At 68.3% G+C, this 19,605-nt stretch carries 15 protein-coding genes; 6 read left to right on the top strand and 9 right to left on the bottom strand.

The window, feature by feature from the left end; all coding sequences use genetic code 11:
- Positions 1-421 precede the first annotated feature (421 nt).
- From HND91_RS21620 to HND91_RS21610, 3 genes are read right to left on the bottom strand one after another with little or no spacing between them, the layout of a single operon-like run.
- Positions 422-1,228 carry an ABC transporter permease gene (locus HND91_RS21620; RefSeq protein ID WP_181708688.1) on the bottom strand — a complete coding sequence of 269 codons (807 nt, stop codon included), beginning with the start codon at positions 1,226-1,228 and terminating at the stop codon, positions 422-424.
- Positions 1,225-1,998, bottom strand: coding sequence for an ABC transporter ATP-binding protein (locus HND91_RS21615; protein ID WP_181708687.1), 774 nt, complete (start codon positions 1,996-1,998; stop codon positions 1,225-1,227). The genes HND91_RS21620 and HND91_RS21615 overlap by 4 nt, the downstream gene beginning before the upstream one ends.
- A gap of 25 nt (positions 1,999-2,023) precedes the next feature.
- On the bottom strand, positions 2,024-2,272 hold the full coding sequence (locus HND91_RS21610; protein ID WP_181708686.1) for a hypothetical protein: 249 nt from the start codon (positions 2,270-2,272) through the stop codon (positions 2,024-2,026).
- Positions 2,273-2,787: 515 nt separating this feature from the next.
- On the opposite strand from HND91_RS21610, the gene HND91_RS21605 reads away from it, so the two are divergent.
- The 5 genes from HND91_RS21605 (at position 2,788) to glmS (ending at position 9,533) form a co-directional block, all read left to right on the top strand.
- Positions 2,788-3,987, top strand: coding sequence for an ABC transporter substrate-binding protein (locus HND91_RS21605; protein WP_181708690.1), 1,200 nt, complete (start codon positions 2,788-2,790; stop codon positions 3,985-3,987).
- A 47-nt stretch (positions 3,988-4,034) separates the two neighbouring features.
- Positions 4,035-5,018 carry a YVTN family beta-propeller repeat protein gene (locus tag HND91_RS21600; protein WP_210272830.1) on the top strand — a complete coding sequence of 328 codons (984 nt, stop codon included), beginning with the start codon at positions 4,035-4,037 and terminating at the stop codon, positions 5,016-5,018.
- A 414-nt stretch (positions 5,019-5,432) separates the two neighbouring features.
- Positions 5,433-6,050 (top strand): hypothetical protein, encoded by a 618-nt coding sequence (locus tag HND91_RS21595; protein WP_181708685.1) that lies wholly within the window; start codon positions 5,433-5,435, stop codon positions 6,048-6,050.
- A 111-nt stretch (positions 6,051-6,161) separates the two neighbouring features.
- The gene (gene glmU / locus HND91_RS21590) at positions 6,162-7,514 is read left to right on the top strand and encodes a bifunctional UDP-N-acetylglucosamine diphosphorylase/glucosamine-1-phosphate N-acetyltransferase GlmU (RefSeq protein ID WP_181708684.1); all 1,353 of its coding nucleotides are present in this window, start codon (positions 6,162-6,164) and stop codon (positions 7,512-7,514) included.
- A gap of 192 nt (positions 7,515-7,706) precedes the next feature.
- Complete coding sequence (gene glmS, locus HND91_RS21585) at positions 7,707-9,533, top strand: glutamine--fructose-6-phosphate transaminase (isomerizing) (protein WP_181708683.1); 1,827 nt, start codon at positions 7,707-7,709, stop codon at positions 9,531-9,533.
- A 73-nt stretch (positions 9,534-9,606) separates the two neighbouring features.
- Here glmS and HND91_RS21580 read toward each other — a convergent pair whose 3' ends face one another.
- From HND91_RS21580 to HND91_RS21555, 6 genes are all read right to left on the bottom strand, one after another.
- Positions 9,607-10,860 (bottom strand): ABC transporter substrate-binding protein, encoded by a 1,254-nt coding sequence (locus tag HND91_RS21580; RefSeq protein WP_181708682.1) that lies wholly within the window; start codon positions 10,858-10,860, stop codon positions 9,607-9,609.
- 44 nt (positions 10,861-10,904) lie between these two features.
- Positions 10,905-12,959 (bottom strand): EAL domain-containing protein, encoded by a 2,055-nt coding sequence (locus HND91_RS21575; protein WP_181708681.1) that lies wholly within the window; start codon positions 12,957-12,959, stop codon positions 10,905-10,907.
- Between the two features lie 154 nt (positions 12,960-13,113).
- Entirely contained in the window at positions 13,114-14,883 is a 1,770-nt protein-coding gene (locus HND91_RS21570; protein WP_181708680.1) for an IlvD/Edd family dehydratase, read from the bottom strand.
- 142 nt (positions 14,884-15,025) lie between these two features.
- Positions 15,026-15,901, bottom strand: a complete 876-nt coding sequence (locus HND91_RS21565; RefSeq protein ID WP_181708679.1) for an SMP-30/gluconolactonase/LRE family protein — start codon at positions 15,899-15,901, stop codon at positions 15,026-15,028.
- Positions 15,898-16,551, bottom strand: a complete 654-nt coding sequence (locus HND91_RS21560) for a 2-dehydro-3-deoxy-6-phosphogalactonate aldolase (RefSeq protein ID WP_181708678.1) — start codon at positions 16,549-16,551, stop codon at positions 15,898-15,900. Before HND91_RS21560 ends, HND91_RS21565 begins: the two co-directional genes overlap by 4 nt.
- A gap of 62 nt (positions 16,552-16,613) precedes the next feature.
- On the bottom strand, positions 16,614-17,531 hold the full coding sequence (locus tag HND91_RS21555) for a 2-dehydro-3-deoxygalactonokinase (protein ID WP_181708677.1): 918 nt from the start codon (positions 17,529-17,531) through the stop codon (positions 16,614-16,616).
- 472 nt (positions 17,532-18,003) lie between these two features.
- Between HND91_RS21555 and HND91_RS21550 the strand changes: the two genes are divergently transcribed.
- Positions 18,004-19,476, top strand: a complete 1,473-nt coding sequence (locus tag HND91_RS21550) for an O-antigen ligase family protein (RefSeq protein WP_181708676.1) — start codon at positions 18,004-18,006, stop codon at positions 19,474-19,476.
- The last annotated feature ends 129 nt before the right edge of the window (positions 19,477-19,605 follow it).

Raw genomic sequence — 19,605 nt, 5'->3', positions numbered from 1 at the left:
TGGCGGACCGTCCGAATGGATCCCGGCCTTCGCCGGGATGACGCCGTTTCCTGTCGGCAGCGCAACGCATCGCCGGCTTCCGCCGGGATGACACCGCTCAGGATGGCAGCGCAACGGCGGCGGACGCGCCATTCCGACCTCACGCACCCTCCGCCGTCATGCTCCGCGAACGCGGACCACCCACGCATTCCCCGGCCCCACGCTCCACGGTCCTGGCGCATATCCCCTGCGCTCACGCCGAACTATGCGTGGGTGGTCTGCCTGAAGCAGACCATGACGGTCGAGGGGAACGGCGGCCCCGGGGGATGGCGGTCGAGGTGAACGGCAGTCCGGACCACGACGGTGGAGGTGAACGGCGGCCGGACCATCAAGGTTGATGTGAACGGACTCGCCCGACACCTGGAACCCGGCCCCCACGCCCCTACTCCCCGCCCCCGACCTTCCGCACCTGGAAGCCCCGGCTGGGGTTGTAGCCCCAGATGGCGCCGGCGAGGAACACGAGGAGCGTGGCGGCGACGATCGTCAGCGCCCAGCCGTTCACCTTGGCGTAGAGGCCGAAGCGCAGGGCCTCGACCGCGTAGGTGAAGGGGTTGAGCTGGCAGAGCTGCCAGACGAGGTAGTTCGATTCCCGCATCTTCCAGAGCGGGTAGAGGGCCGACGACAGGAAGAAGGTCGGGAAGATGACGAAGTTCATCACCCCGGCGAAATTCTCCAGCTGCCGGATGGTGGAGGAGAGCAGCATGCCCACCGCCCCCAGCATCAGGCCGGTCAGCACCATCACGGGCAGGATGGTGACGAAGCCCATCCAGGGGATCTTGATGCCGAGCGCCATGGCGACCAGCAGGAAGGCGTAGGCCTGCAGGATGGACACGCAGGTGCCGGCGAAGAGCTTGGAGACGAGCAGGAACCAGCGCGGCAGCGGGCTCGTCAGCAGCACCCGCATGGACCCCATCTCCCGGTCGTACACCATGGAGAGCGACGACTGCATGCCGTTGAAGAGCTGGATCATGGCGACCAGCCCGGGCACGATGTAGACGTCGTAGGTGATGTAGGTCTGGTAGGGCGGCTGGATCGGCAGGCCGAGCACCGCCCGGAAGCCCGCCGCGAAGATCACCAGCCAGACGAGCGGCCGCACCAGCGCGGAGAAGAAGCGTTCCCGCTGCTTGATGAAGCGCAGGAGTTCGCGGCCGACGATGCCGACGAAGGCGCGGCGGTAGAGCTTGATCATGCGGCCGCCTCCGGGGCGGGCGCCTTGGTGAGGCGCGCGAAGGCGCCGTCGAGATCGTCGGCGCCGGTGTCGCGGGTCACCGCCTCGGCGGTGCCGGTCGCCACCACCCGCCCACGGTGGAGCACCACCAGGTCGTCGTCGGGCAGGATCTCGTCGATGAGGTGGGTCGTCCAGAGCACCGCCAGGCCGCGGGTGCGGGCGAGCTCGTGCACATGGTCCACGATCGTCCGGCGGGTCGGCACGTCGAGACCCACGGTCGCCTCGTCGAGCACCACCACCTCCGGGTCGTGGAGGAGCGCGCGGGCGATCTCCACCCGCCGGCGATGGCCGCCGTTGAGGGCGCGCACCTTCTCGGCCACGCGCTCGCGCATGGCGAGCCGGTCCAGCTGCTCGTCGATGCGCCGGTCCGCATCCTTCACCGAAAGGCCGCGCAGGCGGGCGAAGTAGCGCAGGTTCTGCCGCACCGTCAGGTCGAGGTCGAGGGTCGGCTGCTGGAACACCACCCCGAGCGGGGCGAGCGCGGCGGCGCCGGCCGTGGCGACGTCGCGCCCGCAGATCCGGATCGAGCCGATCCGGGCGTCGAAGAGGCGGGTGATCAGCGAGAAGAGCGTCGTCTTGCCCGCCCCGTTCGGCCCGAGGAGCGCCGTGAAGCGCCCGCGCCGGACCGTGAAGCTCACGTCGTCCAGCGCATTGCGGCCGGCGTAGGCGAACGACACGCCGTCGACCTGCAGTGCCGGCCCGTCGCCGGTTGACCCATGGCTCACGACCATCCTCCCCGCCCCGGCCCTCCCGGGGTCACGACTTGGTGGCGGGCGCTCCCTCGCCGGTGCCGTCGGCGGGCGGCGGGGTCTGCTGGGCGTACTCGCAGCGCCAGGTCTTCACGTCGAACTGGGCGTTCTCGGCCTTCCAGGCGGCGATGTAGAACTGGGCCTCGAACAGGCATTCATTCAGCGAGCCGTAGCTTTCATACTGGAGCCGTTGCTCCCGGCACGCGCTCGGGTCGTTCAACAGGCAGATGGCCATTACGATATCGAAGAAATTCATCCGGACTTGCCCTCCTCCCGGGGGTATGATCGCGGCGGCCTTGTCCGACGTCGCCTCCCGACGTCCGCGGCCGCTCGCGGTCGATGCGCACAATAGGTGGGCTCGCCGCCGCGGCGTCAAGGGACGAGGTTATGCCCCTTCGGCGGATTGCGGCGCATTACAAATTATTCACGTGCGCCGAGGGCGGGCCATGCCCTTCTATTCGGCGCGTGCCGCGTCCATGTCGCCGACATGGCCGGGTTTGTCGGGCCACATGTGACGCGACGACGCGTCCCGTCCGGAGCGGGCGAGACGGGCCGCTCCGGGGTGTCCGACGGACGATCGCCGGCGCAGGATGGTGCCGGTGGCGCGGGCTTCCGGGCAAGGCCGGGAGGCTCCCTGGGGGAGCGATCGACGAGAATGGTCCCATCCAAGGGACACGCCGGGAGGAGAGGAAAAGACCCATGGTGACGACGACCAGCCGACGCCTTCGCCCCCTTGCCGCAAGCGTCGCCGGACTGGCCCTGGCTTTCGCGATGTCCGGCGCCCAGGCCCAGACGGCCGCGCCCGAGGCGCCGGCCGCCGGCCAGGCGGCGAAGCCCGCCCGGCAGCAGGCGCCGGCCGCGCAGATCAGGATCGGCTATATCCGCTGGAGCGTGCCCTACGTCACCTTGTCGCTCTCCGAGATGCCCTCGGAAGACGACGGGATCGCGGGCGCCCGCATGGGCATCGAGGACAACAACACCACCGGCCGGTTCACCCGCCAGGAGTTCCTGCTGGAGACCCGGAACGCCGAGACGACCGAGCAGGCGGTGGCGGCGGCGGCCGAGCTTGCGGCGGCCGGCGTCTCCTACATCATCGCCGACGTGCCGGCGGACACGCTGCTGGCCGTGGCGGACGCCCCGACCTCCGCCAACCTGTTGATCTTCAACGTGTCCGCCAAGGAGGAGGCGCTCCGCGAGGAGGAGTGCCGGGCCAACGTCATCCACACGTCGCCGAGCTACTCCATGCTGGCGGACGGGCTCGCCCAGTATCTGGTCTGGAAGCAGTGGCAGCGCTGGTTCCTGCTCACCGGCGCGCTGCCGCAGGACAAGCTCTGGGCCGAGGCCCTGAAGCGCGCCGCCCTCCGATTCGGCGCCGAGATCGTGGAGGAGCGCGAGTACCAGGAGCGCGACACCGCCCGCCGCACCGACACCGGCCACGTCCAGGTCCAGCGCCAGCTGCCCATCTTCACGCAGAACGCGCCGGACCACGATGTCGTTGTGGTTGCTGACGAATCGGAGATCTTCGGCACCTATGTGCCGTTCCGCACCTGGGACCCGAAGCCGGTCGCCGGCTCCGGCGGCCTGATCCCGACCAGCTGGACGCCCGACCACGAGCAGTGGGGCGCCTATCAGATGCAGAACCGCTTCTTCGCGCTCAACCGTCGCGGCATGCGGTCGCGGGACGCCAACGCATGGACGGCGGTCCGCATCATCGGCGAGGCGGCGACCCGCGCGAAAACCGCCGAAACCCAGCCGATCATCGACTACATTCGCGGGCCGAACCTCGCGATCGCGGCGTTCAAGGGCACCAAGTTGACGATCCGTGATTGGAACAACCAGTTGCGCCAACCTATCCTGCTCGCCGATGGACGGTCGGTCGCGTCCGTGTCGCCTCAGGAAGGTTTCCTTCACGAGAAAACGGAACTGGACACGCTCGGCTATGACGAGCCGGAGACGAAGTGCAGCTTCTGAACTGCATCGCCGGCTTGTTCTGCAACCATCTTGAGGAGGAGACAGCAATGACGACGATGCGCACGGCGCTTCTTGCCGGCACCGCCGCCCTGGCCGCATTTCTGAGCGTGGCGCCTGCCAACGCCTACATGGTCTACGTGACGAACGAGAAGGACAATACCTTCTCGGTCATCGACAGCGAGACGCTGGAGGTGGTCAAGACGGTGAAGACCGGCCAGCGTCCGCGCGGCATCCTGGTCTCCCATGACGGCGCCCAGATCATGATCTGCGCCTCGGACGACGACACGGTCGAGGTCTACGACGCCAAGACGTTCGAATTGCTCCACACGCTGCCGTCCGGTCCCGACCCGGAACTGTTCGTGCTGCATCCGTCCGGCAACCCGCTCTACATCGCCAACGAAGACGACAACCTCGTCACCATCGTCGACGTGAACAGTCATTCGATGGTCAACGAGGTCCCGGTGGGCGTGGAGCCGGAAGGCATGGCTGTCTCGCCCGACGGCAAGACCGTGATCAACACGTCCGAAACCACCAACATGGCGCACTTCATCGATACGGAGAGCCATGAGATCTATGCTAACGTCCTCGTGGACGCCCGGCCACGGTTCGCCGAATACAAGAAGGACGGCTCGGAGCTCTGGGTGACCGCCGAGATCGGCGGCACGGTCGCGGTGATCGATCCGGCCACCCAGGAGATCAAGAAGACCATCACGTTCGAGATCCCGGGCGTCACCCCCGAGGCCATCCAGCCCGTCGGCGTTCGGCTCACCTCCGACGGCAAGTTCGGCTTCGTCGCCCTCGGCCCGTCGAACCGGGTGGCGGTGATCGACGGCACCACCCACGAGGTGCTGGACTACCTCCTCGTCGGCCAGCGGGTCTGGCAGCTCGCGTTCACGCCCGACGAGAAATACCTGTTTTCCACCAACGGCGTATCCAACGACGTGTCGGTCATCGACGTGGCGAACAAGGAGGTGATCAAGTCGATCACCGTCGGCAGCTACCCCTGGGGCGTGGCCGTTTCGCCGAACTGAGCCGCGAACGCTCCGGGGCCGATCGGAGGATGGGCGGGACGAGCCGACCTGAACGCCCACGCCGCGGTGTCGCCGCCCGGATGATCGTCGAGCCGCCGACGGAGTCTGCCGCCGGCGATCGAGGACGAGGACGGAGCGAGGCGGGCGCTGGCACACGGGCGCCCGCTCTCGAATTCGAGCCTCGCAGGCCCTATAGTCTGCAAGACGACGGTCGGTGGCGAACGGACCTCGGAGCGGTCTGCCGGGATGACCCGCAAGACGTCCAGGTCCGACGCCTTCGGCCGGACAGCTTCGGTGTTCGACGTCCGGGTGGATCGGTCCGGTTCCATCGATCCGCCCGGAGGTCCAAGTGGGAATGCGAAGGTCCCGCCGAGACAGGCGCGACCGGAACGTCATCGTGAAGTGAGGCCAGACATGATCCGGACGGTTGCCGCTGTTGTCCTTGCCGCTGTGACGCTGACCGCGTCGCCGGCGCTTGCCGTGGGCGACCCGAACGATCCCAACTGGCCGTGCGTGCAGCGCAAGGTGCCCGAGCTGACGCTCGGAGCCCTGTGGACCGGTCCGCAGTTCGAGCCGGGCAAGGTGGACTGGGCGGACGATCCGGAGGTGGCCCAGATGGTCACCACCCTGCAGCAGCGCCGCGTTCCGGTTCCGGACGCGGTGAAGATGATCGACGAGTATGCCGCCGGGCTCGGCGAGGCGAAGAGCGAGAAGCTGACCATGCTGTTCGCGGGCCTTTTCGAGCGCATGAACCTGGAGCGGCGCGACGTGATGAACGGCATCGTCCGCTTCGCCAAGAAGCAGCGCGAGTTCGCCACCAGCGTGCGGGCGAGCACGGCGGAACTGGACAAGCTGCGCAACGACACCAGCGCCGACCCGATGACCGTGCAGGCCCGGACCGACGAGATCCTGACCAAGACCCGCGTCTTCGAGGAACGCCAGAAAGCCCTGACCTTCGTGTGCGAGGTGCCGGTGAACATCGAGCAGCGCCTGTTCGCGCTCGGCAAGGCGATCACCGAACGGCTGAACTGACCCCCCATCAGGGCCGCCCGCGACCCCCGCCGCTCTTCCCTCCCCCGACTTGACCGCGGTCGCGCCGACCGCCCATATGCGCCGGTCGCCGTTCGAGCCGGAGCCCTGCCCATGTCGTCGTCCGCCTGCCTTGCCGTCGTCCTTGCCGCCGGAGAGGGAACGCGGATGCGATCCGCCCTGCCGAAGGTGATGCATCCGGTGGCGGGCCTGCCCATGCTCGACCACGTGCTCTCGACCGCGCGGGCCGCCGGCGCGGACCGGCTGTCGGTGGTGATCGGCGCCGGCGCGGACCTCGTCCGGGCCCATCTCGCCAGGACGGCGCCGGACGCGGAGATCCACGTGCAGGCGGAGCGGCTCGGCACCGCCCACGCGGTGCTCGCCGCCCGGGACGCGCTCCTGAAGCCCGCCGACCACGTCCTCGTCCTCTATGGCGACACGCCGCTGGTCCGGCCGGAGACCGTGCGCGCGCTGCGCGAGCGCCTCGACGACGGCGCCGACCTGGTGGTGCTCGGCTTCGAGGCGGCGGACCCGACCGGCTACGGACGTCTCGTCACCGAGGGCGAGCGGCTGGTCCGCATCGTGGAGGAGAAGGACGCGGACGCGCCGACGCGGGCGATCCGGCTCGCCAACTCCGGCATCATGGGCATCCGCGGCCGGCACCTGCCGGACCTCCTGGAGGCCATCGGCAACGCCAACGCGAAGGGCGAATACTACCTGACGGACGCGGTCGAGGTGGCGGTCGGCCGGGGGCTCGCGACCGCCGTGGTGACCGGCCCGGAGGCCGACTTCGTGGGCATCAACGATCGGGCCCAGCTCGCCGCCGTGGAGGCGCTGTTCCAGGCGCGGGCACGGGCCGCGGCGCTCGCCGGCGGCGCCACGCTGGTGGCGCCGGAGACGGTGTTCTTCTCCCACGACACCCGTCTCGGCCGCGACGTGACCGTGGAGCCGAACGTGGTGTTCGGCCCCGGCGTCGCCGTCCGCGACGGCGCCCAGATCCGGGCGTTCAGCCACCTGGAGGGAGCGACCGTGGAGGCGGGCGCCATCATCGGCCCCTACGCCCGCCTGCGGCCGGGGGCGGCGATCGGCCCGGAGGCGCACATCGGCAACTTCGTGGAGGTGAAGAACGCGGTGGTCGGCCCGGGCGCCAAGATCAACCATCTGAGCTATGTGGGTGACGCCTCCGTGGGGGCTAAGTCCAACATCGGCGCGGGGACGATCACCTGCAACTACGACGGAGTGTTCAAACACACGACTACCATCGGTTCCGGAGTGTTCGTCGGCTCCCACACGACGCTCGTCGCGCCGGTGACCCTCGGCGACGGCGCGTTCACGGCCGCCGGCAGCGTCATCACCGACGACGTGCCGGCGGACGCCATGGCCTTCGGCCGCGCCCGGCAGGCGGTGAAGGACGGGGCCGGCAAGGCCAAGCGCGACGCCCTCCTGGCCCGCAAGGCGGGGCGCTGAACCGGCCGGCTCCACCCTACGGGGCGGGACACGTTACAATTGGACAGAAAGAGTGATTTCTGCCGCTTCGCCGGTCTCCACTAGGGTCGCCTTGCGAGACGAAGGGGGGCCGGCCGGGCGCGGGCGGCCTTAACCGCCCGTCCAGCGATGACGGATATCGTTTCTTTCAAGTTCGAGCGGGGATCGACCGGGATGTGCGGAATCGTTGGGATCGTCGGGCGCGAACCGGTGGCGGGACGGCTGGTGGACAGCCTCCGCCTCCTGGAATACCGCGGCTACGACAGCGCCGGCGTGGCGACCCTGGAGAACGGGGCGCTCACCCGGCGGCGGGCCGAGGGCAAGCTCGCCAACCTCGCCGAGAAGCTCGCGGGCCAACCACTCGGCGGCACGATCGGAATCGGTCATACCCGCTGGGCGACCCACGGCGGACCGACCGAGCGGAACGCCCACCCGCATGTCGGCCAGGGCGTCGCGGTCGTCCACAACGGCATCATCGAGAATTTCCAGGCGTTGAAGTCCGAGCTGTCCGCCGCGGGCGTGCGCTTCCAGTCGGACACCGACACGGAGGTGGTGGCCCATCTGGTGGCGGCGGAGCTCCAGGCCGGCCGGTCGCCCGTCGAGGCGGTCGGCGCGGTGCTGCCGCGGCTCAGCGGAGCGTTCGCGCTCGCGGTCCTGTTCGAAGGCCGGCCGGACCTTCTGATCGGCGCCCGCCGCGGCCCCCCGCTCGCCATCGGCTATGGCAAGGGCGAGATGTATCTCGGCTCCGACGCCATCGCGCTCGGTCCGCTCACCACGTCCGTCTGCTACCTGGAGGACGGCGACTGGGCGGTGATCACCCACGAGGGGGCGACGATCCGCAATGAGGCCGGCACGGTGGTGGCACGGCCGGTGCACACGTCCTCGGCGGCGGCGGTGCTGGTGGACAAGGGCAACCATCGGCACTTCATGGCCAAGGAGATCCACGAGCAACCGGAGGTGATCGGCCACACCCTCGCCCACTACATCGACTTCACCACCGGCCGGACCCGGTTGCCGGCGGGCCTGCCGTTCGACTTCCGCACCGTGCGGCGGCTGGTGATCTCGGCCTGCGGCACCGCCTTCTACGCGGGCCTCACCGCCAAGTACTGGTTCGAGCGCTACGCCCGCCTGCCGGTGGACATCGACATCGCGTCCGAGTTCCGCTACCGGGAGGCGCCGCTGGAGGCGGGCGACCTGTCGCTGTTCGTGTCCCAGTCGGGCGAAACCGCCGACACGCTGGCGGCGTTGCGCTACTGCAAGGCCGTGGGCCAGCACGTGGCGGCCGTCGTCAACGTGACCGGCTCCACCATGGCCCGCGAGGCGGACGTGGTGTTCCCGACGCTCGCCGGGCCGGAGATCGGCGTCGCCTCCACCAAGGCCTTCACCTGCCAGCTGACCGCCCTGGCGGCACTCGCGATCGCGGCGGGCCGCCAGCGCGGCGCGCTCGACGAGGCGGCCGAGATGGAGCTGGTGCAAGCGCTGACGGAGCTTCCGCGCTTCGCCGCCGAGGCGCTGAAGCGGGAGCCGCAGATCGAGCGGCTGGCCAAGCGGCTCTCCAAGGCCCGGCACGCCCTCTACCTCGGCCGCGGCACCTCCTATCCGCTGGCGCTGGAAGGCGCGCTGAAGCTGAAGGAGATCAGCTACATCCACGCGGAGGGCTATGCGGCCGGCGAATTGAAGCACGGGCCGATCGCCCTCATCGACGAGGCCATGCCGGTGGTGGTCATCGCCCCGTTCGACGGCATTTTCGAGAAGACGATCTCCAACATGCAGGAGGTGGCTGCCCGCGGCGGCCAGATCATCCTGATCACCGACCCGGCCGGCGCCGCCGCGACCGAGGTGAAGACGATGGAGACGATCGTGCTGCCGCAGATGCCGGCGGTGATCACGCCGCTCGTCTACGCTCTGCCGATCCAGCTCCTCGCCTACCACACGGCGGTGTTCATCGGCACGGACGTGGACCAGCCGCGCAACCTCGCCAAGAGCGTCACCGTGGAGTGAGCGACCCGGCCGGCGGGCAGATCCCGCCGGAGCGCGGTCTCCCGGCCGGCTGGAGCCGATCCGGGACGGATCGTCAGGGCGCCATGGACGTGTCGTCGCGGATCGCACGCATCCGGGCGATGGCCGTCGGGGCGTCGAGCTTCGGGTTCGACAACGCCTCCATCATGGTGACGTAGTAGCGCACCTCCCGGCTCGCGTCCCGTTCCTTCGGGTTGAACTGGTGCTGCGCGTTGGCCGGATCGTCCGAATCCGCCATCGCATCCTTGACGCAGGAGTCGAGCGCCTCCAGGTCGGCGTCGCGTCGGACCGGTACCGAGCCCTTCGGCTTGGCGAAGGCCAACTGGACGGCCGGATCCATCAGGACCTCCGCCATGAGCGCCTGGGACGCCCGGACCATCGGATCGGTCGTCGGCATGAAGGCAAATCCGTCGACGACGATGCGCTGCCTGACACCGACGCCGGGCACGAGGCCGCAGAGGATGTCCTCCCCGATGGTCTTGCCGAGCGCCCGGAATTCGCCGCGCACCCAGTCGCCCATGACGTAGAAGGCGGATCTTCCCTCGGCGAGGTCCCGCGCCGCGTCGGACCAGTTCCCGGCCACGTCCACCGGCGTCACCAGGTCCCTGAGGCTGACCAGCGTCGCCATGATGTCGTCCAGGACGGGATCGTCGATGACTTCCGACCAGGTGACTTTCGGCCGGTGCAGGATCGGCGCCCGGCCGGCGAGGTGCGCCATCACGGCCCGGATGAGGAAGACGCGCGTCCACTCGTCCTTCGGCAGGGCGATCGGCGTGACGCCCGCGGCCTTCAGAACGCGCCCGGCGGCGATCAGGTCGTCGAGGGTTTCAGGCCGGGCGATGCCGTGGGCGTCGAGGACGCGCTTGTTGGTCCAAAGCATGTGCTCGACGTGGAAGCCGACCGGCGCCAGGTAGATCCGGCCCTCGTAGCTGATCAGGTCGATGACCGCTCGCGGCAGCACCTCCCGCCAGCGCCCCGCCTCGGCGAAGTGGTCGATCGGCTCGATCATGCCGACGTCGGCGAGTTCGCGCAGCGAGGCTCCGGGAGGCCATTGGGTGACGGAGGGCGGGACGCCCGCGACCGATAGGCGGGTGAGTTCGCGGAACTGGACGAAGCTGTTTTCGAAGCTGCGGTGGTGCCAGACGCCACCGCGCGCCTCGAAGGCCTTCCGCACCTCCTGGAGGGCGGCTTCGCTCGTGGAGGTCCAATAGGTGAAGATCTCGAAGTCGGTCGACTGCGCGCGCGTTGCCGTCGCCATCGCCATGATGGCGGCCAGGAAGATCGCGGCTGTTCTGGACACTGCGGACATGGAAAACGCTCCTGTCTGTCTTGGCCGTTACCCCGATCGCAGGGTCAGCCTGATGCGACCTTCTGGACGGCGCCGACCTGGCTGGCATGCCGCTGCGCCTCATGGCGGAGGACCCAGGCCTCCAGGTCGGCGCGGGGAAGCGCCCCGGAGAACAGGAACCCCTGAACGATGCCGCAGCCTTCCGCGGCCAGAAATGCCAACTGGGCCTCTGTCTCCACCCCCTCGGCGACCACGTCCTTGCCGAGCGCTCTCGCCAGAGAACTGATCGAGCGCACGATCTCCTGGCTCGCGGTGCCGGTTCCGATCTCGGAGATGAAGCTGCGGTCGATCTTGACCTGGTCGAAGGTGAAGGACCGCAGGTGCGACAGCGACGCGAAGCCCGTGCCGAAGTCGTCGAAGGCGATCTGGACGCCGAGCGCGCTGAGGTCGTTCACAACGCCCGCGATCGTGTCCGCGGCGCGGGACAGGAGAACGTCCTCGGTGATCTCGACCGCCAGGACGGACCCCGGCAGGCCATGGCGGGCCAGCATGGACGCGACGACCGGCAGGCAGATGCGGCTCGACAGCATGCTTTCCGGCATGTTCACAGCCACATGGTCGATCGGCAAGCCCTTCCGGCGCCAGCTGGCCATGTCGCGCCCGGCGGTCTCGATCAAGGCGCGGGTCAGGTCCACCATGCGGCCGCCGCGCTGCACGGCCCCGAGAAAAGCGCCCGGCTGCAGGAGGCCCCGCTCCGGGTGGCGCCAGCGCACCAGCGCCTCGACACCGACGACCGCGCCGTCCCGGACCCGCACCTTGGGCTGGTAGTGGAGTTCGAATTCGCCGTTGGCGAGGGCGCCCGAAAGTTCGCGCAGGATGGCCGCCTCGCGGTCCCGCTCGTCCTTCAGTCCCTTGTCGAAGACCTTCAGGTGGTAGTCGCCCGACTTGGCGTCGTAGAGGGCGAGATCCGCATAGGCGAGCAACCTGTCCGGGTCCTCGCCGGGCGTGGCGCAGAGAGCGCCGCCGACGGCCGAGGACACGTCGATCTCCACGTCGCCCCACCGCCAGGGTTTCGCCGTGGCGGACCGGATGGCGGCGATCATGTGGGTCAGGTCGGCCTCCTGCTTCAGTCCCGCGGCCAGGACCGCGAACTCGTCGCCGCCGAGGCGCGCGGTGAAATCGTCCGGCCGAACGACGCTTGAGATGCGCCGGGCCATCTCCTGGAGAAGCGCATCGCCCGCCGCATGGCCGAAGCCGTCATTGACCGCCTTGAACCTGTCGAGGTCGCACAGGATGAGGGCGAAGCTGCCGTCGGACTGTGACCGGCAGGCATCCTCCAGGGCGCGGCGGAAGGCGGTCCGGTTCGCCAGTCCCGTCAGGCCGTCCGTGAACGCGAGCCGGTTCAGCTCCTTCGTCTTCTCCTCCGCGCGGGCATGCTCCTCCCGAAGGCTGCGAACCATGGGGCCGAAGATGAGGGCGACCTCCCCGAGCAGAACCAGGAGCGTCGTGAGCGTGAGGACGAACTGGGCGGTCCGGAGTTGGACGACCAGGTCGCGCGACGTCTTCTCGATTTCCGCCAGGAGAATGCCGAAGGAACGGGAAAGGCCCTTTTCGGACAGGAAGGCCACGTCGACGGAGGACCAGTTCCTCAGGAAGTAGCGGGCCTCCGTGAGGTTCAGCTTGGCCAAACCCTTCATGCGCCAGACCACCACCTCCAGCCAATGGCTCAGCCGGTGCGGGCGCTCCTCGTAGATGTCCAGCACGGTCTGGGAGATGCCGCTCTGGAACAAGCCTTTCCTGGCGGCTAGGAAGGTCCTGATCTCGATGTTGATGGAATCCAGCTCCCTCGCCTCGGTCTCCAGGCGCTGGCGGATCTCGACGAGCTGATCCTCCACCGTGCTGGGGTGTTCCACGGCCTGGATGAAGACGCCGGTGGCCGACTTCAGCGAGGCGAAGGCCTGCGCCTGCCGGCTGGACAGGAGGCTGAGCTCGACGTTGGCGCTCTGGACCTTCAAGGCCCAGTGCATGAGCGTGGCGCTCGCAATGGCAAGCGCAACCAGGATGGCGATCGCGAGAGCGTAATTTTGCCGGACAAGCCGGATGTGCGCGATCGATACCACCGTGCCTCCGGTTTCTTCCGAGGACTCACGGCAGCCAGACTAGACGGGAAACTGTAAAGGCGAAACTAATTCCATTGTCAAAACAACTTACCTTTGATCATCGGCCCGCCACACGATGAAAGCAGCGGGCCGGATCTCGGTAGGCGCGAAAAAACTAATGATTGTCCCGCGGTATAATTGCCGATACGCCGCGATACTTGACGGCCAGTTCCATGCACGCGCCGGTCTCGAACTGGCCGACGGTCGCCCGGTGGAGTTCCTGCCATGGCGTCTGGGACGCCGGGTAGGTCGGCTTGAAGGTGCGCCGGCGCTCCTCCCAGACGGCGGGATCGACGAGCGCGTCGGCGGTGCCCTTCTCCAGGTCGAAGCGCAGGATGTCTCCCGTCTCCAGAAGGCCGAGGCCGCCGCCCACCGCCGCCTCCGGCGAGGCGTTCAGGATGGACGCCGACCCGGACGTGCCGGACTGCCGGCCGTCGCCGATGCACGGCAGCGAGGTGATCCCACGCTTGATGAGGGCCGCCGGCGGCTGCATGTTCACCACCTCGGCGCCGCCGGGCCAGCCGACCGGCCCGGTGTAGCGGATCACCAGGATGCTGTTCTCGTCGATCCCGAGCGACGGATCGTCGATCCGGTGGTGGTAGTCCTCCGAACCGTCGAACACCACGGCCCGGCCTTCCAGGATCCAGCGATGGCCCGGGCGGTTCAGGTAGCGTTCGTAGAACTCCTCGGAAATGACGCTCGTCTTCATGATGGCGCTGTCGAACAGGTTGCCCTTCAGCACGATGAAGCCGGCGCGCTCCTTCAGCGGCGCCTCGTAGCGCTTGATCACCTCGCCGTCCGGCGGCAGGGCGCGCTCCACGTTCTCCGCCACGGTGCGGCCGGAGACCGTGACGGCGTCGCCGTGCAGGCGGCCGTGGGCGAGCAGTTCCTTCATGACCACCGGGACGCCGCCGGCCCGATGGAAGCTTTCCGACAGGTAGGCGCCGGCCGGCTGCATGTTGACGATCAGCGGCACGTCGTAGCCGACGGTCTGCCAGTCCATGGCCTGGATCTCCACCCCCGCGTGGCGGGCGATGGCGGTGATGTGCGGCTGGGCGTTGGTGGAGCCGCCGATCGCCGAGTTGACCACGATGGCGTTCTCGATCGCCTTCCGGGTGAGGATCTTGGACGGCCGCAGGTCCTCGTCCACCATCTCGACGATGCGCTTGCCGGTCATGTAGGCCATCTGCCCGCGCTCCCGATAGGGCGCCGGAATGGACGCGTTGCCGGGCAGCGACATGCCGAGCGCCTCGGCGAGCGAGTTCATGGTGGAGGCCGTGCCCATGGTGTTGCAGTAGCCGACCGACGGCGCCGAGGCGGCGGCCGCCTCCATGAAGTCGCCGTAGTCGATCTCGCCGGCGGCAAGCTTCAGCCGGCTTTCCCAGATGATGGTGCCGGAGCCGGCGAGGCGCCCGTCGATCCAGCCGTCGAGCATCGGCCCGGCGGAAAGCACGATGGCGGGCAGGTCCACGGTGGCGGCGGCCATGATGCAGGCCGGGGTGGTCTTGTCGCAGCCGGTCGTCAGCACGACGCCGTCGAGCGGGTAGCCATGGAGGATCTCCACGAGGCCGAGATAGGCGAGGTTCCGGTCGAGCGCCGCCGTCGGCCGGCGTCCGGTCTCCTGGATCGGGTGGACCGGAAACTCGAAGGCGATGCCGCCGGCCGCCCGGATGCCCTCGCGCACGCGCTTGGCGAGCTCCAGGTGGACGCGGTTGCAGGGCGACAGGTCGGATCCGGTCTGGGCGATGCCGATGAGCGGCTTGCCGGACTGCAGCTCCTCCCGGGTCAGGCCGTAGTTGAGGTAGCGCTCCAGGTAGAGCGCCGTCATGCCGGGGTTGTCGGGGTTGTTGAACCAGAGGGCGGAGCGGCGCGGCGGCTTGGACATGTTTCTCTTCCCGAGGCTGGATCGTCTTCCCGAGGCAGGCTTGAGGGTCGGCGCGCGAGAGGCCGACGGCCCAACCATAGACGGCCTTGAGCCTTTCGGGAAACCTCCAATTTGCACGCCGACCTATATCATTCCGACATACCTAGAGCTCCACCGGCGGATCGAAGCGGCCGCGGACCGGCAGGTCGACGAGGAACGTCTGCCCGGCCAGGGGGTCGGCCGCGCGCGCGGCCGCGTCCATGCCTTCGTGGGCGGACGTGACAACGAGCCGGTCCGCGTTCGGGCCGAAGAAGCACGGGCAGGACGCCTGCTTGGCCGGTATCGCGATCGACCGGATCCTCCTGCCGTCCGGCGCATAGACGTCGAGGGCGCCGCCGCCCCAGCGGGCGTTCCACAGAAGGCCGTCCGCATCCACCACCGCGCCGTCGGGACCGCCGTCGGTCACCGAGACGAACACCTTCGGCTCCCCGGTGGGCAGGCCGGTGGCCGGGTCGGTCTCCACCCGGTAGAGGGTCCCGACCTTCGTGTCGGAGAAGTAGGCGTGGGTGCCGTCGGGCGCGAACGAGATGGCGTTCGGAATCGCGATGCCGTCGAACAGCTTGCGGACCTCGCCCTTTCGGAACCACCAGATGGCGCCCCGCTCCGGCGCCGGGTCCCACCCCATGGTGCCGACCCAGAGGGCGCCGGCCGGATGCACGCGGCCGTCGTTCGTCCGTGTGGCCGTGTCGTCGGCAAGGTGCGGGGTGTGCAGCGTGACCGTGTTGGTGGCGATCTCCCGCACGTAGAAGCCGGTTTCGGCGGCGATCAGCTGACGGCCGCCGTCGATTGCCGCCGCCACGGTGCCGTGGAACGGAAGGTCGTGGATGATGGTGCCGGTCCGGTCGAACGGGCGCTCGAACAGGCGCTTGTTGAGGATGTCGAACCAGAACAGCCGCCCGGCGAGCGGATGGGCGGACGGCCCCTCGCCCAGTTCGCAGACGATGTCGCTGAAGACGGTGACGGTCGGCGAGTCGGTCATGCGTCCCTCCCTCGAACGGCCGCATCATAGGCGGCGACCGCTGCGCGCGCCCGGATGCCCACGTCGGCGGCGGCATCGCCCGGCCGGTAGAGGCTGGTGCCGAGGCCGAAGGCTTCCACCCCGACCGCCAGATAGGCCGGGAAGTCCGCTTCCGTGATGCCGCCGACGGCGCCGAGCAGGGCGCCGTCCGGCAGCACCGCCCGAATGGCGCCGATGCCGCGCGGGCCGAGGACGGAGGCCGGGAAGAACTTCAGCGCCGACGCGCCGTAGCGGAGCGCCGCGAAGGCCTCCGTCGGCGTGAAGACGCCGGGCATGGTGACGAGGCCGAGCTTGGTGGCGGTCCGCACGACCGGCTCCTCCACGCTGGGCGACACGATGAGCCGTCCGCCGACCCCGGCGACCAGCTCGACCTCTTCGCGCATGGTCACGGTGCCGGCGCCGACGAGGATGCCGTTCGGCGCCCGCACCACCAGCCGTTCGATGGATGCGAGCGCATCCGGCGAGTTCAGCGGCACTTCGATCGCCTCGAACCCGGCGTCCAGGAGGACGTCCGCGACCCCGTCGATCTCCTCCGGCCGGATGCCCCTCAGGATGGCGACGAGATTGCGCGACAGCGACGGCCAGGGCGCCAACGGGCTGATGGTGGACATGCGGGTGATTTCTCCGTTGGACGTCAGGATGATGGAGGCGATCCGGCGGTCGGGACCGTGCGTCAGCCAGGCCAGATCTGCCGCGCTGCATGAAAGAGACCATGGCGGACGGCGTCGTCCGCGTCGACGGGCCGGACCGTCCGGCCCGCGGCCTGGAGCGCCGCCGCATAGATGTCGGCGAGGCGGCCGGAGGCGACGAGCACCACCGGCTCGTCCGCCGCCGAACCGCCGAGGCCGGCCGCCACGTCGGCGCCGACCAGGAGGCCGGACAGGCGATCGGCGGCGGCCGAGCCGGCCGTGCCGAACAGGAGGCCGCCGGCGCGGATGCCGAACAGGCGGGCGACAAGGCCGCCCGGATCGGCGAGCGCGGTCGCAAGACCCGCCCGGAACGGGTCCGCCGCCGGGTCACCGGTCGGCGCCTCCCCGGCGAGGGTGTGGCGAAGGATGCTCTCCTTTGAGAGAAGCGCGAAGAGTTCGCCGGTCATCACGGTCGAGAAGCCCCGCACCGCGCCTTTCTCTAGGAGCACCCACTTAGTGTGCGTGCCGGGCATGCAGACGAGACCGCCGAGGGCCGGATCGTCGAGGGCGAGGCCGAGAAGCTGGGTCTCCTCCCCCCGAAGCACGTCCGGGGCCGTCTCGTCACGCGAGGCGAGACCCGGCAGGATGCGCACGTCGAGTCCCTCCGCCGGAACGGTGACGGCCCGCGAGACGATGCCCGGCAAGGAGACCGGCACGTCCGCATAGGGCGCCTCGCGCCAGCCCTGGCGAGCCCCGGCCATGCCGCAGATCACGACCCGAGACGGCCGCTCCGCCTCGGGCAGCGACGCGAGATGGGACCTCAGGACCGGCTCGAAGCGATCCTGCGCGAGCGTGGACATGCCCTCCGCCGAGCGGCGCTCGGCGAGGACCGCGCCGGCGGCGTCCAGCACCCACAGGCGAAAACTGGACGTGCCCCAGTCGACCGCCGCAACCGTTTCCATCACTCGTCCTTCCGGCATGCCATTGGCCGCGCGAACGCCAGGGCGAACCGCGGGGGGCCGCACCTTAGCGCCGGACGGGTCCGGACGGAACCGGGGAGGCAAGGCGAGATGAGGGTTTAACCGGATGCCCAAAGGGACCCACGTACCTGGCCTCAACTCCCCTCCCCGCTCCGAGCTTACTTGAGCTTTTCGTTTCCAGGCGGACCAACGGTCAGCAACTTGGCCCCGTGGAATGGCCGCAGGTCAGAACGCGCATACCTACTAGCGTCGTCGCGATCCGAAGCCGGCGTAAACCGATGCCGTCTGTTTCCTATACGTCATACTACTTAGCTCGCGTATTGGAATACGCTTCACTCGCCCCGCAGCGCTGGATAGTGTATCCGGTAAGTCAGTTGATCGGTGTTAGCCGAGGCCTATTCAAGCGCTCTCTCCAAGGCGCGCGCCCATCCATATTCATGAGAAGCTCTTTCGCATGCGGCTGAATGTAGACGTGGTCGCGCACTCATCGCGAAACGCCATTTACGCCTATGGGGCTCTCGCCCTGACGGTTTATGCCTTTAGCTACAGTATCGTTTTTGGCTCAGGTATTCTGGTCGCGGTGCTTGTCGCTTGGTTTCTGCCGGCCGTTCTAAAGCCGAGAGCAATCCGGATAGCGATCCTTGATCTCGTTATTCTCATGCTGCCGATCCTGGCGCTTGTTTCGACACTCTGGAGCGAGCACCCGGACGCGACCCTTCGAGGCAGCCTTCAGTACCTAACGACGGCTCTCTGCGCGACCATTGCCGCCCAGATTGTTTCGCCAGGGAACATGGCCCGAGGCTTGATGCTCGGCTGTATAGCCACTGTCGTCCATTCGCTGATCTACGACGTCACGGTGGTCGCGCCCGACATGGTGGATGACTACCGTCTCACCGGCCTGTTTGGCTCGCCGAACCAGCTCGGACTGATCGCATCTCTTGGTGTGCTATCGGCTGTTGCGCTGAACGCCGCCTACAGGCAGCCATTCACATGGAAGCTGGTGAGTGCCGCTACTGCTGCTGTTTGCGGGTACGCGCTTGTCCTCACCGAATCCGTCACGTCGATGATCGCGCTTGCCGTAGCGCTGGCAACGACTGCCCTCATATTCTTCATCAGAAGGCGAAGCTACGGCTTCCGGGTGATGTTTATGCCCTGGGCGGTGGCTGCGGCGGGCGCAGCGGTTGCGTTGCTCGCGACCATGCTGCCGGCCATCAACGTTTATGAGCTCGTCGGTCGTGACGAAACGGTTTCGGGTCGCACAGAACTTTGGGCGGTTGGCTGGGACGTGTTCCTGCAGCACTCTGGCCTTGGGACCGGCTTCCAGGCGTTCTGGGTTATCGGGTCACCGGAAGCTGAGCGGCTTTGGGATGCTTTCAATATTCCGGACCGGACTGGCTTCCACCTTCATAATCTTTTCGTTCAGGTCATGGTCGACCTCGGCACGGTCGGTCTGCTCGCTCTCCTCGTTACGATCGGCACGCTTGTCCTTCGTCTGGCAACGCCGCTCTTTGCACGTCGCATCCACCGGCGGGTCCTGCTTTACATCCCGCTGGTCGCCTACTTCCTGGTTCGTACCACGTCCGAAATCGACTTTTTCGGTCAGTTCGCGGCTGGCACGTTCTTGATGTACTTCGTCGCGGCGCAGTCAGCGCGCCAGCCGGTGCGTCGCAGTCACTCCCGCCGCCGAGGTCCGGTGCTGAACGAAAATCCGTTCGAGGGCCCATTGGTTCAGATGCCCGCTTTCCTGTCGAGGAAATCGCGCCGGAAATCGATACGACAAGGCAGTCGTCCCCACTCCGGTCGTCTCAGCCGAACGTCCGCAAACCCTGCCACTTCGCCTACAATGAACGAAATGTGGAAGGAGAACGATGAATCTGGACACGGCGATGGCATCACTTCGTCTACGTCAAAGCCAGAACCCGCGTGAGTATTGCGACGTTTCCGCAGTCCTCGACCGCGCTCCCGGGGCATCCCACCGAATCCGGTACAACTGCGGCGCAACGCTGATTGCGGGTGGATTGACCTGCCACTGCTTCTTTCCTCCATGTCGCGTTAG

It is taken from the genome of Chthonobacter rhizosphaerae (genome assembly GCF_013839525.1).
Taxonomy (GTDB): Bacteria; Pseudomonadota; Alphaproteobacteria; order Rhizobiales; family Pleomorphomonadaceae; genus Chthonobacter; species Chthonobacter rhizosphaerae.
The sequence above is the reverse complement of the archived record's forward strand: the minus strand, read 5'-3'. Positions and strand labels throughout refer to the sequence as shown.